29 protein-coding genes are annotated in these 17,110 nt (G+C 39.4%); 10 read left to right on the forward strand and 19 right to left on the reverse strand.

The genetic code is table 11. The annotated features are described in order from the left end of the window. Window positions 1-112: 112 nt before the first annotated feature. Entirely contained in the window at window positions 113-496 is a 384-nt protein-coding gene (locus SJW71_RS14070) for a VOC family protein (protein ID WP_431811055.1), read from the forward strand. A gap of 37 nt (window positions 497-533) precedes the next feature. Here SJW71_RS14070 and SJW71_RS14075 read toward each other — a convergent pair whose 3' ends face one another. The 4 genes from SJW71_RS14075 to SJW71_RS14090 all read right to left on the reverse strand — a co-directional run bounded on the left by SJW71_RS14075 (window position 534) and on the right by SJW71_RS14090 (window position 3,465). After that, window positions 534-953 carry a hypothetical protein gene (locus SJW71_RS14075; RefSeq protein ID WP_274796875.1) on the reverse strand — a complete coding sequence of 140 codons (420 nt, stop codon included), beginning with the start codon at window positions 951-953 and terminating at the stop codon, window positions 534-536. 107 nt (window positions 954-1,060) lie between these two features. Further along, a complete protein-coding gene (locus SJW71_RS14080) occupies window positions 1,061-1,369 on the reverse strand; it encodes a hypothetical protein (protein WP_274796874.1) in 309 nt (102 codons plus the stop codon). A 103-nt stretch (window positions 1,370-1,472) separates the two neighbouring features. Continuing rightward, entirely contained in the window at window positions 1,473-1,682 is a 210-nt protein-coding gene (locus SJW71_RS14085) for a hypothetical protein (protein WP_274796873.1), read from the reverse strand. Window positions 1,683-3,180: 1,498 nt separating this feature from the next. Next, a complete protein-coding gene (locus tag SJW71_RS14090; protein ID WP_431811056.1) occupies window positions 3,181-3,465 on the reverse strand; it encodes a DUF5316 domain-containing protein in 285 nt (94 codons plus the stop codon). A gap of 121 nt (window positions 3,466-3,586) precedes the next feature. On the opposite strand from SJW71_RS14090, the gene SJW71_RS14095 reads away from it, so the two are divergent. The 4 genes from SJW71_RS14095 (at window position 3,587) to csaA (ending at window position 5,098) form a co-directional block, all read left to right on the forward strand. Next, a complete protein-coding gene (locus SJW71_RS14095) occupies window positions 3,587-4,072 on the forward strand; it encodes an NUDIX hydrolase (RefSeq protein WP_431811057.1) in 486 nt (161 codons plus the stop codon). After that, window positions 4,072-4,428 carry a DUF7668 domain-containing protein gene (locus tag SJW71_RS14100; protein ID WP_431811058.1) on the forward strand — a complete coding sequence of 119 codons (357 nt, stop codon included), beginning with the start codon at window positions 4,072-4,074 and terminating at the stop codon, window positions 4,426-4,428. Before SJW71_RS14095 ends, SJW71_RS14100 begins: the two co-directional genes overlap by 1 nt. Before the next feature lie 77 nt (window positions 4,429-4,505). After that, window positions 4,506-4,682, forward strand: coding sequence for a hypothetical protein (locus tag SJW71_RS14105; protein WP_036128914.1), 177 nt, complete (start codon window positions 4,506-4,508; stop codon window positions 4,680-4,682). An 83-nt stretch (window positions 4,683-4,765) separates the two neighbouring features. After that, the gene (gene csaA / locus SJW71_RS14110) at window positions 4,766-5,098 is read left to right on the forward strand and encodes a chaperone CsaA (RefSeq protein ID WP_274796869.1); all 333 of its coding nucleotides are present in this window, start codon (window positions 4,766-4,768) and stop codon (window positions 5,096-5,098) included. 11 nt (window positions 5,099-5,109) lie between these two features. On the opposite strand, the gene SJW71_RS14115 is transcribed toward csaA, so the two are convergent. Then, a complete protein-coding gene (locus tag SJW71_RS14115; protein WP_274796868.1) occupies window positions 5,110-5,994 on the reverse strand; it encodes an AraC family transcriptional regulator in 885 nt (294 codons plus the stop codon). Window positions 5,995-6,454: 460 nt separating this feature from the next. On the opposite strand from SJW71_RS14115, the gene SJW71_RS14120 reads away from it, so the two are divergent. Next, the gene (locus tag SJW71_RS14120) at window positions 6,455-6,676 is read left to right on the forward strand and encodes a hypothetical protein (RefSeq protein WP_312506191.1); all 222 of its coding nucleotides are present in this window, start codon (window positions 6,455-6,457) and stop codon (window positions 6,674-6,676) included. A 46-nt stretch (window positions 6,677-6,722) separates the two neighbouring features. Here SJW71_RS14120 and SJW71_RS14125 read toward each other — a convergent pair whose 3' ends face one another. The 3 genes from SJW71_RS14125 to SJW71_RS14135 form a co-directional block, all read right to left on the reverse strand. Next, window positions 6,723-7,280 (reverse strand): cysteine hydrolase family protein, encoded by a 558-nt coding sequence (locus tag SJW71_RS14125; protein ID WP_312506192.1) that lies wholly within the window; start codon window positions 7,278-7,280, stop codon window positions 6,723-6,725. A 63-nt stretch (window positions 7,281-7,343) separates the two neighbouring features. Then, window positions 7,344-7,982, reverse strand: coding sequence for an O-methyltransferase (locus tag SJW71_RS14130; RefSeq protein ID WP_431811059.1), 639 nt, complete (start codon window positions 7,980-7,982; stop codon window positions 7,344-7,346). Then, on the reverse strand, window positions 7,966-8,310 hold the full coding sequence (locus SJW71_RS14135) for a hypothetical protein (protein ID WP_274796865.1): 345 nt from the start codon (window positions 8,308-8,310) through the stop codon (window positions 7,966-7,968). Before SJW71_RS14135 ends, SJW71_RS14130 begins: the two co-directional genes overlap by 17 nt. Before the next feature lie 152 nt (window positions 8,311-8,462). Here SJW71_RS14135 and SJW71_RS14140 point away from each other — a divergent pair, with 152 nt between their 5' ends. Then, on the forward strand, window positions 8,463-8,663 hold the full coding sequence (locus SJW71_RS14140) for a hypothetical protein (protein WP_274796864.1): 201 nt from the start codon (window positions 8,463-8,465) through the stop codon (window positions 8,661-8,663). A 210-nt stretch (window positions 8,664-8,873) separates the two neighbouring features. Here SJW71_RS14140 and SJW71_RS14145 read toward each other — a convergent pair whose 3' ends face one another. From SJW71_RS14145 to SJW71_RS14160, 4 genes are all read right to left on the reverse strand, one after another. After that, window positions 8,874-9,029: a hypothetical protein gene (locus SJW71_RS14145; protein ID WP_274796863.1), complete on the reverse strand. Its 156-nt coding sequence runs from the start codon at window positions 9,027-9,029 to the stop codon at window positions 8,874-8,876. A 163-nt stretch (window positions 9,030-9,192) separates the two neighbouring features. Beyond that, a complete protein-coding gene (locus tag SJW71_RS14150) occupies window positions 9,193-9,369 on the reverse strand; it encodes a hypothetical protein (RefSeq protein ID WP_274796862.1) in 177 nt (58 codons plus the stop codon). A 14-nt stretch (window positions 9,370-9,383) separates the two neighbouring features. Then, window positions 9,384-10,004 carry an NAD(P)-dependent oxidoreductase gene (locus SJW71_RS14155; RefSeq protein ID WP_322611672.1) on the reverse strand — a complete coding sequence of 207 codons (621 nt, stop codon included), beginning with the start codon at window positions 10,002-10,004 and terminating at the stop codon, window positions 9,384-9,386. A gap of 93 nt (window positions 10,005-10,097) precedes the next feature. Continuing rightward, a complete protein-coding gene (locus SJW71_RS14160; RefSeq protein ID WP_274796860.1) occupies window positions 10,098-10,481 on the reverse strand; it encodes a hypothetical protein in 384 nt (127 codons plus the stop codon). A 235-nt stretch (window positions 10,482-10,716) separates the two neighbouring features. On the opposite strand from SJW71_RS14160, the gene SJW71_RS14165 reads away from it, so the two are divergent. Next, complete coding sequence (locus tag SJW71_RS14165; protein WP_274796859.1) at window positions 10,717-11,181, forward strand: hypothetical protein; 465 nt, start codon at window positions 10,717-10,719, stop codon at window positions 11,179-11,181. A 108-nt stretch (window positions 11,182-11,289) separates the two neighbouring features. Here the strand turns inward: SJW71_RS14165 and SJW71_RS14170 are convergent, their stop codons facing one another. Beyond that, window positions 11,290-11,589, reverse strand: coding sequence for a hypothetical protein (locus SJW71_RS14170; RefSeq protein ID WP_274796858.1), 300 nt, complete (start codon window positions 11,587-11,589; stop codon window positions 11,290-11,292). Window positions 11,590-11,743: 154 nt separating this feature from the next. Then, window positions 11,744-11,944, reverse strand: a complete 201-nt coding sequence (locus SJW71_RS14175) for a hypothetical protein (RefSeq protein WP_274796857.1) — start codon at window positions 11,942-11,944, stop codon at window positions 11,744-11,746. Window positions 11,945-12,021: 77 nt separating this feature from the next. On the opposite strand from SJW71_RS14175, the gene SJW71_RS14180 reads away from it, so the two are divergent. After that, window positions 12,022-12,294, forward strand: coding sequence for a transposase (locus tag SJW71_RS14180; RefSeq protein ID WP_312506198.1), 273 nt, complete (start codon window positions 12,022-12,024; stop codon window positions 12,292-12,294). Between the two features lie 3 nt (window positions 12,295-12,297). Here the strand turns inward: SJW71_RS14180 and SJW71_RS14185 are convergent, their stop codons facing one another. From SJW71_RS14185 to SJW71_RS14195, 3 genes are read right to left on the reverse strand one after another with little or no spacing between them, the layout of a single operon-like run. Further along, window positions 12,298-12,981 carry a DUF1963 domain-containing protein gene (locus SJW71_RS14185; RefSeq protein WP_274796855.1) on the reverse strand — a complete coding sequence of 228 codons (684 nt, stop codon included), beginning with the start codon at window positions 12,979-12,981 and terminating at the stop codon, window positions 12,298-12,300. Continuing rightward, the gene (locus tag SJW71_RS14190) at window positions 12,971-13,546 is read right to left on the reverse strand and encodes a DNA-3-methyladenine glycosylase I (RefSeq protein ID WP_431811060.1); all 576 of its coding nucleotides are present in this window, start codon (window positions 13,544-13,546) and stop codon (window positions 12,971-12,973) included. The genes SJW71_RS14185 and SJW71_RS14190 overlap by 11 nt, the downstream gene beginning before the upstream one ends. A gap of 28 nt (window positions 13,547-13,574) precedes the next feature. Further along, window positions 13,575-14,171 (reverse strand): class I SAM-dependent methyltransferase, encoded by a 597-nt coding sequence (locus SJW71_RS14195; protein WP_341386057.1) that lies wholly within the window; start codon window positions 14,169-14,171, stop codon window positions 13,575-13,577. Window positions 14,172-14,299: 128 nt separating this feature from the next. Here SJW71_RS14195 and aac(6') point away from each other — a divergent pair, with 128 nt between their 5' ends. After that, entirely contained in the window at window positions 14,300-14,734 is a 435-nt protein-coding gene (gene aac(6'), locus SJW71_RS14200; RefSeq protein WP_312506202.1) for an aminoglycoside 6'-N-acetyltransferase, read from the forward strand. A gap of 51 nt (window positions 14,735-14,785) precedes the next feature. Here aac(6') and SJW71_RS14205 read toward each other — a convergent pair whose 3' ends face one another. Continuing rightward, on the reverse strand, window positions 14,786-14,977 hold the full coding sequence (locus SJW71_RS14205) for a hypothetical protein (RefSeq protein ID WP_274796851.1): 192 nt from the start codon (window positions 14,975-14,977) through the stop codon (window positions 14,786-14,788). A 456-nt stretch (window positions 14,978-15,433) separates the two neighbouring features. Then, window positions 15,434-16,990 (reverse strand): right-handed parallel beta-helix repeat-containing protein, encoded by a 1,557-nt coding sequence (locus SJW71_RS14210; RefSeq protein ID WP_431811061.1) that lies wholly within the window; start codon window positions 16,988-16,990, stop codon window positions 15,434-15,436. Between the last annotated feature and the right edge of the window lie 120 nt (window positions 16,991-17,110).

The raw sequence follows: 17,110 nt of genomic DNA on the forward strand, positions 1-17,110 counted from the left end.
GAAAAAGGGACATTCATAAAAAAAAGACATGCCATAAGAGCACGCCTTTACAAGCAGGTGAAATCAAATTTTTAGCGAAATTATACTAAAACAATAGAAAGGTGGTAAATAAATGAAAATTGCAGCGTCCCCTCTTACTAAAAAAGTAAATAATGTTTTTATTCATGTCCGAGATTTACATCAATCAGCAGAGTGGTATAGTCAGCTTCTCGGTCTGCCCTATTATCAAGAAAAGGTAGTATCTCCTGTTTACAATCTACCCGTTACCTCAGAAACAGGTATTACCCTAGATGATCACACATTTGATCCGGGCTTTAAGCTTCAGCCATCAAAACATGTGTTATTTAACTTCTACACCAATAATATTGACGATGCCTATCAATATATCAAAGACAAAGGCATTCCAATTGTTCGTGAAATAGAACGTTTTGATGACTTTGCTTACTTCAACATTCAAGATTTAGATGGGAATATTTTAATGATTTGTGATGGTTAATGAGCAAGCAGAAGCAAACGTTTGCTTCTGCTTCATTTTATTGATATAGCTCTTCATAAACGATGACTTTTAAAGCGGCGATTTCCTCATCTGACAGTTTCCCTTCAACCTTTTGCAGGGCTTCTTCTTGTGTCATCGAGCCATCTTGTAATTTTACTCGAATATCATTCAGCTCTGTGATCCCCACTTTTTGAATCAACACTTTAGTCGCCTCTTCTTTTGTCGTAAATGGCAATGTACTTCTATCTACCGTTTGGGCTTCCTCCATATAGGCCTTTAATTGCGGATCATTTTCAATCGTGTTTTTAATTTCGTCCATTTGCCCACTGTTTTCTAATTCTGTTGATAATGTATCAACAATCTTTTCTGAGGCAAATTTTGTACCGAAATGTAATACACCGTATCCAACCAAGCCAAGGAAAATTACGATGACCACTAGAAATTTAATAAATCTCAACTACTCTCACTCCTTTATCCACGTTCATCATACTATATCCAGTGGGTGGTTGAGAAACAATTCTCTCTAGAAATTATGTAAAAAAACCCCATCTATTGAGATGAGGTTTACTTCACGTATTTCAGATACTTTCGCACAAATTCCACAATGTATAGAACTTCTTCTTCCGTCATCGATAACAACTTGCAAACACGTTGGAGCCTAGCGGGAGATGTTAGTTGCTGGCGAACTTGATGGATATACATATATCTGCATTTACGAGGATTTACTTTGTCGCGTATTTGCTTGTATCGTAAGTAAGCATAACGTGCAAAGGCATTGAGCATTTCCCGCTCCTGCTCATCACGATCCTTTTTAATGGCAGCCTCATCAATCATGTCCGTTTCAAATGTCCGTGTGCCATCTGTTAATTGCATAGTACCACCTCTCTATTGCAAATGTACTCATCCCTATTAAATGCAACAAAAAAAGCCACACCTAGGGTAGATGTGACACTTTTTATGATTTTATATGTAACGACTATGAAGAGCGCATACGTTTCTGATCTCTCTTCTTCAAAATATAGCGCACGATGCTAAGCGTAATAACAATTTCATTAATTAATAGGAACTGAAAACTATAGACATGGGCATTTCGCCAATCATAAATACCCCAAACAATAAGCGTAAAAAGTACAACAGCCAACGTATATCTGGAGGCTTCTGGATAATAATCTTTTTCTTCTTCCATAGGGCACAACATCCTTTCTGGTTAGATGGATTGGATTTTTTGAAAACGGTTGGGTTACTGGAGGTGATGAATAATGTATCCTTCTTTTTTGATCGATAGCATTTCTCCAAATGGTTTAGGTGCCTAAACTGGCGATAAAAATCTATATGTGACGGATACAACGGACAATCTGGTGGATAGCACGCCTTTTTTGATTGATTGCCCCGCTCCAGACGGATTGGCTGCTCAAACTGGCGGATAAAACATTAAATGTGATCGATACAACGGACAATCTGGTGGATAGCACGCCTTTTTTGATTGATTGCCCCGCTCCAGACGGATTGGCTGCTCAAACTGGCGGATAAAAATCTATATGTGATGGATACAACGTGCTATCTGGTGGATAGAGCTCCTAGTTTGATCGATAGCCCCGCTCAAGATGGTTTGGGTCCCTAAAATGGCGGATAAAAATCTAAATGTGATCGATACAACGGACAATCTGGTGGATAGCACGCCTTTTTTGATTGATAGCCCCGCTCAAGACGGATTGGCTGCTCAAACTGGCGGATAAAAATCTATATGTGACGGATACAACGTGCTATCTGGTGGATAGCGCTCCTAGTTTGATCGATAGCCCCGCTCCAGACGGATTGGCTGCTCAAACTGGCGGATAGAAATCTATATGTGACGGATACAACGTGCTATCTGGTGGATAGAGCTCCTAGTTTGATCGATAGCCCCGCTCCAGATGGTTTGGGTCCCTAAAATGGCGGATAAAAATCTATATGTGACGGATACAACGGACAATCTGGTGGATAGCACGCCTTTTTTGATTGATTGCCCCGCTCCAGACGGATTGGCTGCTCAAACTGGCGGATAAAAATCTATATGTGATCGATACAACGGACAAACCGATGGATAGCACGCCTTTTTTGATTGATAGCCCCGCTCCAAATGGTTTAGGTACCTAAACTGGCGGATAGTAATCTAAATGTGATGGATAAAATGGGCTTTCTGATGGATAGGATTCCATATGTGATGGATACAACGGACAAACCGGTGGATAGCACGCCTTTTTTGATTGATAGCTCTGCTCCAAATGGTTTAGGTACCTAAACTGGCGGATAGTAATCTAAATGTGATGGATAAAATGGGCTTTCTGATGGATAGGATTCCATATGTGATGGATACAACGGACAATCTGGTGGATAGCACGCCTTTTTTGATTGATAGCCCCGCTCCAAATGGTTTAGGTACCTAAACTGGCGGATAGTAATCTAAATGTGATGGATAAAATGGGCTTTCTGATGGATAGGATTCCATATGTGATGGATACAACGGACAATCTGGTGGATAGCACGCCTTTTTTGATTGATAGCCCCGCTCAAGACGGATTGGCTGCTCAAACTGGCGGATAAAAATCTATATGTGATGGATACAACGGACTTTCTGGTGGTTAGCGCTCCTAGTTTGATCGATAGCCATTCCATGACAGATGGTCACCCTTTTTTACAAGTCCTCACATGTAATAGGCGAAAATGGCTACAATCATATTTGGTAATGCTAGTAGTAAGGCGTTTTTCATGATGCGATTGCGGTCGTTTCGATCTTGTTGCGTTTCTGTGGCGAAATTGGCACGTATTCTATCTCCGTTCGCCAAGGCTCCTGACAGTAGCATCGAGACGAAGATGAAGATTCCTCCTAACAGCCCTGGAAGTAAATGGGCTTTCTCCGTGCCCCAGAAAAAGATTGAACAGAGCACACCTACAATTGACAATACTGTTCCAATACTTACATACTTCATATGCAGTCCCCCTTATTCTAGTATACGATTAATTGTGCCTTTCGTTTCAAAATTATCCCAAAATGTACATATACAAACTTTTTAAAATTCACTACAATAGTTACGATAGGAGGTAACATGGATGATACAACAGTATGTCAATTGGAGCGGACAGTCTATTAAGCTGACATGGCTTCCTCAACAAATCGTACAAGAAAGTAGTAAAGTGACCAGTGTACATGGTATTTGTTTTCACCATGGTCGTGTTTTACTCGTGTACGTTAAAAATCGTGGATTTAATTATCCTGGTGGCCATGTTGAATTTGGGGAAACCCCAGAGGAGGCGCTGCATCGCGAGGCTTTAGAAGAAGGTTATGTGAAAGGTTCTATTCAATATATCGGTGCGATTGAAGTAAGTCACGAAGAAAACCCATTTTTTATTGAAGGCGGTAAATATCCAATGATTGGCTATCAGCTTTTTTACAAAATGACCATTGAAGAGTGTCTACCGTTTTGGGGTGAGCATGAAACAATTGACCGGATTTGGGTGGAGCCTGAGGGAGTGCCTGATTTAATCAACGATCATAAGTTAGCACATGTTATTTTGCAGGAGGCATTGACTATATAATGGGGTGGAATACGATGCAAATGGAGGAGCAATTAATCGCATTAACAAAAAAGACATTGGAAGATTTAGTACATAAAAGATATGAAAAACTTATACGAGAGCAAACACTAACGGAGAAAACGGCTACCTTTTTGCAGGAGGTTTTCGAGTTACAGGGCAATTTGACATGGCCACTTGATGAAGCATTGCTGGACATTGATGTGTATGAAATGAACGATCAAAGTTACTTTGTAACAGAGATACGCTATTTATGGTTTGACCATGAAGAAAGTGCTATTGTTCTATTTTGCAAAGCCTTTACGAATGCAGAAAAAACAGCAATTACTGCTTTTATTATCGATACGGTAGATGCTTAGTATAGTATGGTTGCGAATCGTTCATAGTAAGAATGGTGTGAAAATCATGCCAAATTAGACGACGGAGGGATCTATTTATGAATGGTATTCGTGAAGGTTTAATCCCCACTATTTTAGGGTCAGCAGTTACTGCAGCAGGGTATGCCATGAAGCAAAAACATGGTTCCAACAAAATGGTAGCTAATACCCTTTTTGGCTTTGGCTTAGCACACATTGTGTTAGGAGCCATTGACCTGGTAGAGCACCGTCGTTAAAAAAGGAAGAGCACTATGCGTGCTCTTCTTTTTTGAATATTTTTCTAGATAATGATAACATTGCTATAAAAAGGAGTCTATTTATGGCGACAATAGAAGATTTTGCAGCACTTGATATACGAATTGGCACGGTGTTGGAAGCTGAAGAACTGCCAAAAGCACGAGTACCCGCTATTAAAATGACGATCGATTTTGGTGAAGAGCTTGGTGTTAAACAGTCTTCTGCCCAAATTACTAAGCGCTATTCACCCGAAAAAATGATTGGTAAGCAAGTCGTGGCGATTGTCAATTTCCCTCCGCGTCGAGTCGCTGGTTTTAAGTCAGAGGTGTTAGTGATTGGTGGGGTGCCAGTTGAAGGCGATGTCATTCTGTTAACTCCTGACCAAGCCGTACCTAATGGAACGAAAATACGGTAGAGAGCCTCGCTTTATACAAGAGGCTTCATTTTTTGAATAGGTATCCAAATTTCACTTGTAAAGGTTGGCGAAGAGAATTCAGTGCTTGCATGACGGACAATTTCAGGCCCTGCTATTTGCTCATAGCCAGATGACGGGAACCATTCGGCATAAATGCGTCCCCATGTTTCTTGAAGGGTTTGCGGGAAAGGCCCGATCGCTTCAAAGACAGCCCACGTACAAGCAGGTACATCCAACTGTGTAAAATGGGTAGAAACGGTTTTTGTTGTGGCTACACCAATGTAATGATCAAGCTCACCCTTTTCCTCCATTCTCCCCTCTGAAAAATTAGCAGATGCTTGGATGATTCCCTTTGGCTCTACATTGGACAGCTTTTTAAGTTGTTCAATGTCCTCCATAGTTAAAGTGCGTGCCATTTCTGTAATGGCTTGATTTTCTCCATGAAAGACAATTGGTACTCTTTTCATAATACCAATGATGTGAAATGCTTCTTTGTGCTCGAGTCGATAATTCATTTCACTACCTCCTTTTATTGTTAGTTGGAAGGTCATCCTTGGAAAAGCTTTAAAGTTTTGACCACTTCGTCTTGCCTCGGATGGTGTGACTCCATGCATTTGCTGAAAGGCTCTTGTAAAAGCGTCTGCAGAGCGATAGCCATAACGCACCGCAATATCGAGAATTCTCATAGAGGAGTTCGATAGTTCCAGCGCAGCGAGAGTTAAACGCCTACGACGAATATACTCGGACAACGAGACTCCTGCTAAAAAAGAAAACATGCGTTTAAAATGATATTCTGAACAATAGGCAATTCTAGCAGCCTCCTTTAGGTTAATGTCCTCTGTTAAATTGTTCTCGATATAAGCAATAGCCTCATTCAATCTTGTTAATGAATCCACATCCATTACCTCCCTTAGTCACAACAATAGCAGGAAACGTAGCACCTCATCCGACAATTGGTGCACTATTTAGTCGTCCGACAAAAAATAATCTATTACACAGGCCAATAACTAGCATTAAAAGCTACTTTTTCACACATATAATAGTGTAAAGCTAATTTTAGCCTTACACCTCCTGACTTGATACGTAGGGTCACTGCTCACTCAGTGGCCCTATGAAGATGAACAACCTTTGTGTATAAAAATAGCTTATATTACAATATTTGTAAATAAAATAATTGGACAAGATCTTCCCTTACTTTTAATGGGATAACATACATACCTCTACATGTCTTCATTTTTGAAATCACCGCTTGTACTATTGTACAGGAATTGTACACTATTAATAGGAAAACTATTACTACTAGTCGCAATTAGCTATGCACTTTATTTACATATACAAGATAAAGGAGAACAATAAATGGTACAAGAACATAATAGTAAGCGATTACTCCTCTTGATCGGTTGGGTCAATGTGGCGTTCGCCCTTCTTTTATTCCAAGCTTTTTGCGGGCTTATGGCTATATGTATGGGGGTCGTGCTTCGAAAGGATTATGATGCAGCTAGACATGGGCTACTTTTAATCATATTTGGCATTGTATGCACTATAGGAGGCTGGATACTCAATTTTCTCTATATGTAAATGGATGATAAATGACCAAGAACAGAGCATTCTTGGTCATTTTGAATTAGCGGTATCTATTATGAGTCGGTTCAAATAATGCTTCGTCAGCACTTCGCACAAGTGAGAAATGATCGACATTATAATGGCCATGCAGAATATTATTATGATGTGCTACTGTATCCTCTGGTGATAAGTAATCTGAACCGTTCGTTGAATGCCCATCAGCAACTAAGGTGACATCAAGCCCATGGATTGTAGCGGTTCTTACTGCTGTATCGATACAATGCTCCGTTTTACAGCCCATTATAACTACATGCTGGATATCATTTGCCTGTAAGTACTCGAGTAGGCCTGTGTTGTAAAAAGCATTTGTTGCATATTTATCAAAATAGCTTGCTGTCTCGGGTATTTGGATTGCTTGATGTACTTGAAAGCCATCCCCTTCCCCATCAGCTACATCTTTATCTCGGACAAAAATAATAGGTGCATTTGCCTCTTTAGCCTTTTCAATAACGGCATTGATTGTTTCCAGTAATTCATCTTTGCGATAGACGGCTTGTTCCTTGTCATTTCCTTCTATCAATTCCTGCTGCGCATCGATCACGACTAGTGCTTGCTTCAAAAGCATCTCTCCCTTATGGTTTTCTAACAATATTTTACCATTACTAGTTGCCACAAACATTAACTATTTTTTGACCTTGGAAACGGTCATGCCATCTCCAATTGGGAGAAGAATGGATTCAAGCTGTGAATGATTAGCCACTGTCACATTGAATTGTTTCATGATGGCTGTATAACGCTTTGGTGCGATTGTAGGATCTGCTACACTGCCTGCAGCGAGGACATTATCTGTCACGATTAATGCTCCAGAGTTTGCCAGCTTAATGCAATAAGCTAAATAATTTTCGTAGTTATCCTTATCTGCATCAATAAAGAAGAAATCAAAACATCGCTCCTCTGCCACTAGCCTATCCAAACTAGCAAGTGCGGGACCCGTTATATACGTAACACGCTCAGCAAAGCCTGCCTTAGCAAGATTTTTAGCGGCTAGCTGTGCATATTTTTCCTCTAACTCTAGAGAGGTCAATGAGCCCTCCCCCTCGATTCCTCTTGCTAAACAGATGCCACTATACCCACCTAGTGCACCAATTTCTAAAATAGCCTTAGCCCCTGTAATCGATACGAGCATCGTCAGTAACTTTCCAGAGGAAGGTGATACTGAAATGGCGGGCATGCCATTAGCCGCAATGGAGGCAAGAACATCCTCCAATATACTATCTTGCTGATAATATACCTCATCCATATAGTTATTCAGTTGTTTCATGTACGTTTTCTCCCTCTTGCTCCTGTGAGCCATCAGATGTATCCGTCGTTTCGCTTTCATGAATGTCAAAGAGCTGACTAAATTCCTGAATGACCATATCAATAGCCTTTAATTCGCCAATTAATATTTGTTGAATCGATTGAAACTCTGGCTGCTCCAATTGCTGTTTAATTGTTGCCCGTTTGACCTGTAGCATTTCTAAAAAGGATACTGCTTTTCCACGTCGGAATGTTTTAGCTCCTCGCTGTGCTGTACCATCCATGCCTCTGTGACGCCCCCCACGGTGATGTCCTTCTCTCATATGTTCTCTAAATCCTGTACCTCTCATCTCGTAAAAGCCCTCCTTTGTATACATTTGTATACAATTAATTAGATCATATTGTATACAAATGTATACGTAGTGTCAATTAAACATAATCCTTTGTTGATTGAACATATGCTAAAGAAGAGCAATGACGTAAGAAGATGGGGGTAAGATGATTGAAAAGAATTATAAAATATGTTTTGGCGGTCGGTACTTTAGTCATATTGTCGGGCATATTTTTAATTGGTGTGCAATCCCACTATAATCAAAAGGAAATTAAAATCGCTAGTAAGCTATGTCTTGAAAATGGAGGACAGCCAAAAATCGTACGAGATTATTTGGCATTGAATTATTCTTTTTCCTGTCAAAAGGACTGAGGTTGTACATAATGTATATGGGGATGGGGCAAATGCTTATGCTAGAAATATAAGAAATTTTAATCTACCACTGGGGCAAATGGCTAGCAAACGACTCTACTTTCACATATGTATAGTAGTGTAAAGCATTTCTAACCTTTCCTCTCCTGTTTTTGAGGTCACTTTCCCTAGGAAGGTGACTTTTTTCATTTTAGTGAATAAAAAAAGACGTCATATAGACGCCTTTAATGTTTGATCGATATCCTCTATCAACCTATCCACTTGTTCCTTTGTTATCTTGATGACATATAATTCTGTCGTTTCGATTCCATCTTGGTTTGTTAGGTGTTTAGGATATTGACAGTTATTTGATATCTCATTGTCCAAACAATCACCTCTTATAAGATATATTCAATATAAAGTATAGCAAACCTTCTATAAAAAGGAAAATATACATATATTTTTTCATACTTTTCGTCCACTTTGGCAATCTAAATTTCAGAACACTGTCATCACATTAAATCATTCGACCTATATCAAAGTAAAAAGGCTATTGTTTACCAAATTTCGCGATTTTTTTGAGATAAAATGTACCAACGAACACAATCACTATTCCATAGACTTTTAGCATGATATTTCTAATAGGTGCATCATCAATGGTTGTACAGAGAAAGGCAAGTCCAACAAGAGTAATCATCATCCCAATAATAGAATGAATCACTTTCATTTCCTTCTCCCCTCTTAGTATGCAATCCCAACGCGCGTTTTTAGAAATTCCTGACTAAAAATTTGCTTGTAGGCAAAGTCCGCTGTATCTGCAACCGAAATTTGTGTGCCCTCTTCAGGCAAAAAATCTCGCTCTACCCGATAGCTCCCGGTCAAAGCGCCATCAGGCAAATAGGTAGGACAAACGATGGTCCAATCCAATTCCGATTGCTGTAATTGTTCAAAAACACGTTGATGCTCCTGAGCCGCAAAGGTAGATTTTCGTTTTGATTCCGTCGATTGATAACGATAAATAGACGGGGTTACTCGACTTTGTAAGATTCCTGCAGTTCCTATCGTAATGATTCGTTTGACATGTTGCTGTGTCATAACCTCTAAAATCAACGGTAAACTAGTAGATAATGTATCGCTTCCATCCGTGTTTAACGCGCTCACAACGACATCCACATTGGCCATCGCTCGCTCCACATCCTGCTTGTGTAAAACATTTCCTTGGATGACATGCAGATGTTGATCGTCCAGCTGTAATTTATTAGGATCACGAACCAATGCTGTCACAGTATGTTGATCCTGTATGGCTCGTGCAACAATATGACGACCTACACGCCCACTAGCACCTAAAACTAACATATTCATTTGTCTCACCTCCCTGTCATTATAGCACGCCATTATATGTTAAAAGGGTTTTGACCTTCACAGGAGGTTGGACAAACTACACCGTCCTAATTCTTATTTCTCTAGCAACTCCACATTGACAATAAATAGATGCAAATTATTCTTTTTAGCCAGCTCGTCGATAATGGATTGAATTTCACTCTCTGTACTGATATCAATCTCTTCCCCATCATGTAATTGAATCGTAATGACTTGATGATCAGGAGAATCTATTAAATAACCAACTGTACTATCAGGAGAATAACCTGCCTCTCGTATTGCTTGTAACACCTTTTTTGTAAAATTAGTAGCCTGTAATTTTTCGCCAAATTCTACTGCATAAGGAGATGAGTTAACGGGGCTCGTGGTTGAAGTTACAGGCTTCTTTTCTTCTATTAGAAACGGGATTACCACCATCAGACATATAAATAAACAGAAGATTTGAAGTAAGCTCTTCATTCATTCACTCCATTTCTCCACGAAATTAAAAGGCGGAATTCTAGTAAATTGTAGCCCTGAAGCTGTTATTTTTATTACTCATTTAAATAGTTAGTTCTCTCATTGTTTTTCAAAAAATAATTTTAATCTGTTTCAGGGGGCAAATTACTAAGGTGTAATGTTTATTCCTTCATAGATTATGAATGTAAAGGTTAGCGCTACCCTTACTAAAACTTACAAAAAGGGAGATTAAAAGATGCAAGATAGTAGATTTAATCATTATATGAATTGGAATAAAAAGAAAGAAAAATCCTGCGAACACAATGTAAAATGCAATTGTCATGTAGAAAAGAAATGTGAAGAAAAGCAGGACAAATGTAAGTGTGAGCATAAGTGGGAACGAAAACATGAAAAATGTAAATGTGAGTGGGAACATAAGGAAGATAAATGCCCTTGTAAAAAAGAGGAGAAATGTTGTTGCGAAGAAGAGCAAGATCACCGCTGTAAAGGCTGTATCTGTCATCAATTAAGATGCTTATCTACTGGCGCTTTTGTTGACGTTATTTTAGCAGGTGGGGGTAGCTTCACTGGTGTTTATTTCGTTAGCTTAGATCCTAAAACTTGCTGTGCTACGTTCTTTGAGGTAGAGAATGCTGCAGCGTCCCCACTCATTATTGATTGCCAACAAATTGTTGCGATTAGAAGCGCAAATCCTGCGTAATAGAAGCTTTTGATACCAGTTCATATACTATAAATCGTATAACTACTCGCACATTTTATCTTCTGCCAGGTTCTAGTCATCGCACCTGGCAGAATTAGATTTTGATTTTTATTCATTCACAATCACTTTAACAATAGGCTCTAGTTTCCCTATATTCACATCGCCAAGATAATCAACGTCCACTACGACAGCTCGTGGCTCAAATCGTTGGATACATTCTATGAGGCGTTTTGTGTTTATTTTCTTCATACGTTGGAAGGGTTTACGAATATCAGACCTTGTCACATATTCTCGAAGCGGACAAGGGATCGTAAACGTCGATAAAATAAAGGCTACATTTTGTAAAATACTTTCTACTCCTGTAGCTTTCCCATTAACATTACTTAAAGCCGTTACTTGATGTGTCATTCTATCAACCTTTCTTCGTTCATACCGATCTGTTTGTTCTTTGGAAAAAGAGCACTTTGTTATTTATGCGAACTAATCATCATTTATGATTGGTTAGTTTTTATGTACCCAAAGTTATTTTTATTCAAACAAGTTGATAGTTTGACATGCAAGCTTAGCGAATAATGGCATAATAAATGACATACAACCAGCTAAAGCAGCCATGGATGATTGCCCAAATAATAGAATGATTGACACTCCATGAAATCGTAATCGCCAAAACCGAACCAAAGCCAATACCATTTTTAACGACCGTTTTATGCTCCACTTTTTTCACCCTCTTTACTCTTTTCACCCCTCCATCTTGCCACCTCAACGCTTTTCCCTCCTAACGTGATCTTTTGTTTATGCACAAGCAAACAAGGGCAACCTACAAGAAAAGGATGTGATAGGGTGACCATCTCCATGCTGGCTGTCCTTATTGTAATACCGTGCTTCATGGTTTATCTTCAGCAAAAATGGACTAGCTTTCGCCATCCTCTCAACATTTTAGCGGTTATTGCCGCTACCTCTATTACGCAAATTATTCTTGAGGATGCGTTCTTTATGACAACAATTCACGCTGTTTTCTTACACCCCATTTTCCTCATCACAGGTGCTTATCTCGGGTTATATGTTATTTATCAACTAATCAATTTTACAATTCAAGAAAGAGTGAGACCCTAACTTTTAGTAGAAATCGCAATAAACGTGCCAAGACCGTGTTGTTTCATGATAGAAAAAATAAAAATTGCCGTTATCCACAATGTTCAGCTGTGCCTTGGCATCTGAGGCAATTTGAAGGACAAATGGAGAACCCTCTCCAAAATCAATGCCACTTTGGCAAAAGGTTGGGTAGCCACCGATTTTATGAAGCGGATACAGTTCTTCCACGATATCATCAAAATAATCCAGCGTTCCTTCCTGCTCCAAGGTCAAAATCTTCTCCTCCAATTGAGCAGGCATACCCCCACCATCCCATAGTGGATAGTCATTCGTGATAAGCTTTGGCATTAGCGGGAAGGCTCGTAGTTGATCATGCTGCCATTCACGTTTTACCAAGCCTTCCAATGTTGTGTACGCTCTAATATCAAAATAAGGACGAAGATCATCCTCATTTAAATGGTCGTATACGTGGTCATGGACAAATATAGTTAGTAATTGAAAGGATTTGAGTGCTGTAGGTACATATGGTAGGTCTTGAAGAAAGAATGTAGCAAGTGGCTGATAGCCGGATGGTTGCTGCTCCTCTGGGAAAGACCAACCTACATACCCTATCCAGCTTTCCATCAAATGATGTGTAGGTCGAACGCCACCCGTTTGAAAAACCGTAGCGGGCCTTGCCAGTTGAGCCCTAATTTCTTCAATTGTCATGTGCTAACTCCTGTTGTCGGCAGCAGCAATCCATTATATGATCATTCACCATACCCACAGCCTGCATAAAGGAATAACAAATGGTACTACCAACAAATTTGAACCCATCCTTCTTCAATTGCTTGCTCATACGATCACTACTATCTGTCGTCACGGGGACTTCTGAAATAGAAGCCCATTCATTGATGATTGGCTTATGATCAACAAATCCCCAAATATAATTAGAGAATGAACCATGTTTTTCTTGAATTTGCAAATATGCCTTGGCATTCGTTACAACGCTCGCTATTTTTAATTTATTGCGCACAATTCGCGTATCTTGCTGTAAGTCCTGCAGCTTGTCCTCTGTATAAAGGATAATTTTTTCCACATCAAATCCATCAAACGCCTCGCGGTAGCCTTCACGCTTTTGTAAAATTGTCCACCAGCTTAGCCCTGCCTGTGCCCCCTCTAAACAAAGCATCTCAAATAAATGCCGATCATCATAGACTGGTACACCCCATTCCTTGTCATGGTATTCCACATACAACGGCTCATCAAGCTTGACCCAATCACATCTTTTCATTTTTTGATCCTCCATTTTTATGTATAGATTACTTAATGGCTGTAATACAGAGCCATCCTTTACTCGATTTTTCCGTAACATAGACTGTTTGAAAACCGGTACGTTCTAATAATTCCTTCATGGTAGCTGGTGTTTGATAAGCTTCCATATGGTAGTTCATTTTGTAAAGCTCTGCGATGATAATCAATTTCCCTCCGCTTTTTAGCACACGCCATACTTCCGTAACGTCCTGCTCTAACGATGGCCAAAAATAATGTGTTTGAAAGGCAGTGATGGCATCAAAAAATTGGTCCTCGTATGGAATACTCGATACACTTGCCTCCTTGACAATAACCGTGCCATTTTTGACTTGTGCTACATTCATTTTAATCGATTCCTTTACGGCTTGTGAGGAGATATCGATACCATAGATTATACCATTTGGATTCAATTTTGATAAAATTTGGAGTGTTTTTCCTCCACCACACCCTATATCCAACACACGATCTCCATCATTAATAGCCCCTTGTCTAATAAACCATGCATTCATACCTCGATGCGTGATATTCATAATCCGTAGCATCCAGGAGCCGATCCATCCATTTGGTGTTTTCGCCTGTTCAATCAACCTTTGTAAGAGTGACATTCATAGGTACCCCCTCTGTAGATCCTGATGTTACAATAAGCATAACATCAAGAGCTCTTATTACTTTGTACGTGCTAAAATTCATTTCGTTTCATTTTTTACCATAAAACAACAAGGAGAGGTTCCAGATGATACAACAAGCGAAACAACAGGACGCGCTAGCAGCAGCTACATTGGCCTTATTGCTTTGGCCGAATCATACGATCGAGGAATTTACAGAAGAAATGGAAAAGCTACTAACGGAAGATAGCGCAGCTATTTTTCTCGCATACGACTATGACAACGCAATTGGATTTGCCCAATGTCAATTACGAACGGATTATGTAGAGGGTACCGATTCTAGTCCAGTTGGCTATCTTGAAGGACTTTTCGTTAAGGAGGGGTATCGACAGCAAGGCTATGCAAGACAACTGGTCGAACGTTGTGAACAGTGGGCCAAGGAGAAAGGCTGTTTAGAATTTGCCAGCGACTGTGAAATGCACAACGAAGAAAGTTTACAGGTCCATCTGCAGCTAGGCTTTACGGAAGCTAATCGTATCATTTGTTTCACGAAAAAATTATAAAATAAAAAAACACAAGTGTCTTACGTGGCACTTGTGTTTTTTACACATTATTTAATTTAGATATGTATTGTTGGAAATAGTTCGTTCGCGCTCTTCTATAATTAATTGAATCATTAATACCAGTTGTTGTTCGATTCGCATATTGTTTAGATGTAAGATATCAGCAATCACATTTTTTTGCTTTTCTGCTAATTCAATCTCCTCTAACAGTAACATAATTTCTTCTTTTGTCAGCCCAAACATCTCATCTCACCCCAATATCTCTCTCAATTTATTATTGTAAAATCATGACACACATTTCGCAATTAACGTATTATTATCTTAACCTATGAACCATTTTTACTAATTATAGGCTAATCCAGGGAAAATAATCAATCTATTCTCCATATTTACTTAATAATTTTTTTACATTAAATATAAATTTTATTATTTTATTCATAACTTACATACGGGACTGTAGCATTTTTCGAATGATATTTCAAAAGATTGCCTTAACTGCTGTAAAGACATCTATACCATTATAAAAACAAACTGTCATTTTGTCGAATCTTAGCACTATTTAGTAAATTTAAAAGGAGATATAATTGCGCAAACATATTCCTATACCCACTTTTTGTGAGAATGAAACTTATACTCATTTATGCATAAAAAAAGTAATTTCAAAATTGAAACTACTTATCTTATGTGTATAATCGGCTTTTAAATTATTTTCTTAATATCATGTTTCAGTATTTCTTTCATCTCCCCATTTAACGACATGCTCTCAATACGAGTGACCTTGGATGCTGTATCCTTCTGCCATGACGCGCAATGCACATGCCCTTGAATAAATAATTGACTATTCTCCTGTACTACAGCTGGTGCTTTAACGGTACTAATATCTGTATGGCACATCTCCATTAATGATTTATTGGACAAGGCTAAAAACGGACGAGCTGCCCCATCCACCGTACAATGTTCAATACGCCCCATCGATTGATCCGACCAAATCATAGCATAGGGACTTTCTTGACCATCTTTAAAATAGCTGTTTGCTACTTCGAAAATAGCATCAATGCAAGTAATCCCATTTCCTATCATTTGTTCAAACGTGCAATGCTGTGTAAACAAACGAGCATTATTAATGTAGACATGGTGACTTGTCAGCTCTCGAATGATGGTATGCTGCATCATAATTTTGGCATGGTCATTACCATAGATGCCACCCGATTGGCCAAATTGAATAGTGGATTGCTGGAGCTGAAGTCCACTGGCATCGACAATAATATGAAATTGCTGATGGTTTTGAATTTGACATTCAACCATCGAAACATCCGCTTCGTCCACAATTGTGACACCAACAGCCATGCCATTTCTCACCTGACATTTGCGAAGCTCCACCTTGCTATTTTCGATGAAAACCTGTGCCTTCACATGTCTAGAAAATTGGCAATCATAAAACTTAGCTTCCGTCTTCTCGCCAAGAAAAACCCCATGACCTTGACCGTCTGAAAATATTGAATCAGATACCATTAACTCACTGCGGTGTACGACCATGTTCGAGTCGAGGTGTTCCTTAATTTCACAGCCATCCATCCTAAAAGTCGTGCTATCAAATAGTTGAACACCTACCCCCTGCCCCTGATGAACGAGGCAATTGGTCATCGAAATCTCACTAGACGCTGCAATCAGTTGTGCCTTTTCATGCCCATGAATTTCACAATCCTCCAGCGTCATCTTGACATGTCGAATCGCAAAAATCCCATGCTTCTTCCCTTCTAGCAACATACAATTAGCCAAGGTAAGCTCACAGTTTTGCGCAATCACCTGTGCCTTCACATGATGCTCAAAGGTCGTGTCAACAAGAATAACACTTGAACCATTCGCCACACGCAAACCGAAATGATTAAGCGGTGTAGCAAGAACAGCACAATTTTTCATCAATAAACTACCATAGCTCACCATAATCTGTGTCCGAATTAACTGCTCCTCAATAATACAGTTTTCTAGCTGTAGATCACCCTTCACATACAGCCCCTGGCCTTGTCGAAACCTTAAATTTCGCATATCCACATGGGTTTGATAGCGAATAAACACGCCACCCTTGATCGTCACATTGCCAACCCCATATAGCGTCAGGCGCTTGCCAATATCCAAGCTCTCCTCATAAATACCATCCCGTATTTCAATCATATCCCCCGGCGCAGCCTCTTCAATGGCCTGCCCGATACTTTGATAACGATGCATAATACTCCGCTTCACCACAAGTACTGCCATTTACACACTCCTCAACAAAAAAATGATCGTACCCTATTTATATACCGAACAGGCTTAAGGTTATTCAATTTTGAGTAAAATTGCTGGAATATGCATGAGTTTACAGTGAAATGTTTGAAG

The organism is Lysinibacillus sp. FW12, assembly GCF_050817245.1.
Lineage (GTDB): Bacteria > Bacillota > Bacilli > Bacillales_A > Planococcaceae > Lysinibacillus > Lysinibacillus irui.

Coding starts and splice junctions, on each gene's coding strand:
- SJW71_RS14070 (WP_431811055.1), top strand. CDS start 113: ATGAAAATTGCAGCGTCCCCTCTTACTAAAAAAGTAAATAATGTTTTT.
- SJW71_RS14080 (WP_274796874.1), bottom strand. CDS start 1,369: ATGCAATTAACAGATGGCACACGGACATTTGAAACGGACATGATTGAT.
- SJW71_RS14085 (WP_274796873.1), bottom strand. CDS start 1,682: ATGGAAGAAGAAAAAGATTATTATCCAGAAGCCTCCAGATATACGTTG.
- SJW71_RS14090 (WP_431811056.1), bottom strand. CDS start 3,465: ATGAAGTATGTAAGTATTGGAACAGTATTGTCAATTGTAGGTGTGCTC.
- SJW71_RS14095 (WP_431811057.1), top strand. CDS start 3,587: ATGATACAACAGTATGTCAATTGGAGCGGACAGTCTATTAAGCTGACA.
- SJW71_RS14100 (WP_431811058.1), top strand. CDS start 4,072: ATGGGGTGGAATACGATGCAAATGGAGGAGCAATTAATCGCATTAACA.
- SJW71_RS14105 (WP_036128914.1), top strand. CDS start 4,506: ATGAATGGTATTCGTGAAGGTTTAATCCCCACTATTTTAGGGTCAGCA.
- csaA (WP_274796869.1), top strand. CDS start 4,766: ATGGCGACAATAGAAGATTTTGCAGCACTTGATATACGAATTGGCACG.
- SJW71_RS14120 (WP_312506191.1), top strand. CDS start 6,455: ATGGTACAAGAACATAATAGTAAGCGATTACTCCTCTTGATCGGTTGG.
- SJW71_RS14130 (WP_431811059.1), bottom strand. CDS start 7,982: ATGAAACAACTGAATAACTATATGGATGAGGTATATTATCAGCAAGAT.
- SJW71_RS14135 (WP_274796865.1), bottom strand. CDS start 8,310: ATGAGAGGTACAGGATTTAGAGAACATATGAGAGAAGGACATCACCGT.
- SJW71_RS14150 (WP_274796862.1), bottom strand. CDS start 9,369: ATGAAAGTGATTCATTCTATTATTGGGATGATGATTACTCTTGTTGGA.
- SJW71_RS14155 (WP_322611672.1), bottom strand. CDS start 10,004: ATGAATATGTTAGTTTTAGGTGCTAGTGGGCGTGTAGGTCGTCATATT.
- SJW71_RS14160 (WP_274796860.1), bottom strand. CDS start 10,481: ATGAAGAGCTTACTTCAAATCTTCTGTTTATTTATATGTCTGATGGTG.
- SJW71_RS14165 (WP_274796859.1), top strand. CDS start 10,717: ATGCAAGATAGTAGATTTAATCATTATATGAATTGGAATAAAAAGAAA.
- SJW71_RS14170 (WP_274796858.1), bottom strand. CDS start 11,589: ATGACACATCAAGTAACGGCTTTAAGTAATGTTAATGGGAAAGCTACA.
- SJW71_RS14185 (WP_274796855.1), bottom strand. CDS start 12,981: ATGACAATTGAAGAAATTAGGGCTCAACTGGCAAGGCCCGCTACGGTT.
- SJW71_RS14190 (WP_431811060.1), bottom strand. CDS start 13,546: ATGAAAAGATGTGATTGGGTCAAGCTTGATGAGCCGTTGTATGTGGAA.
- SJW71_RS14195 (WP_341386057.1), bottom strand. CDS start 14,171: ATGTCACTCTTACAAAGGTTGATTGAACAGGCGAAAACACCAAATGGA.
- SJW71_RS14205 (WP_274796851.1), bottom strand. CDS start 14,977: ATGTTTGGGCTGACAAAAGAAGAAATTATGTTACTGTTAGAGGAGATT.
- SJW71_RS14210 (WP_431811061.1), bottom strand. CDS start 16,990: ATGGCAGTACTTGTGGTGAAGCGGAGTATTATGCATCGTTATCAAAGT.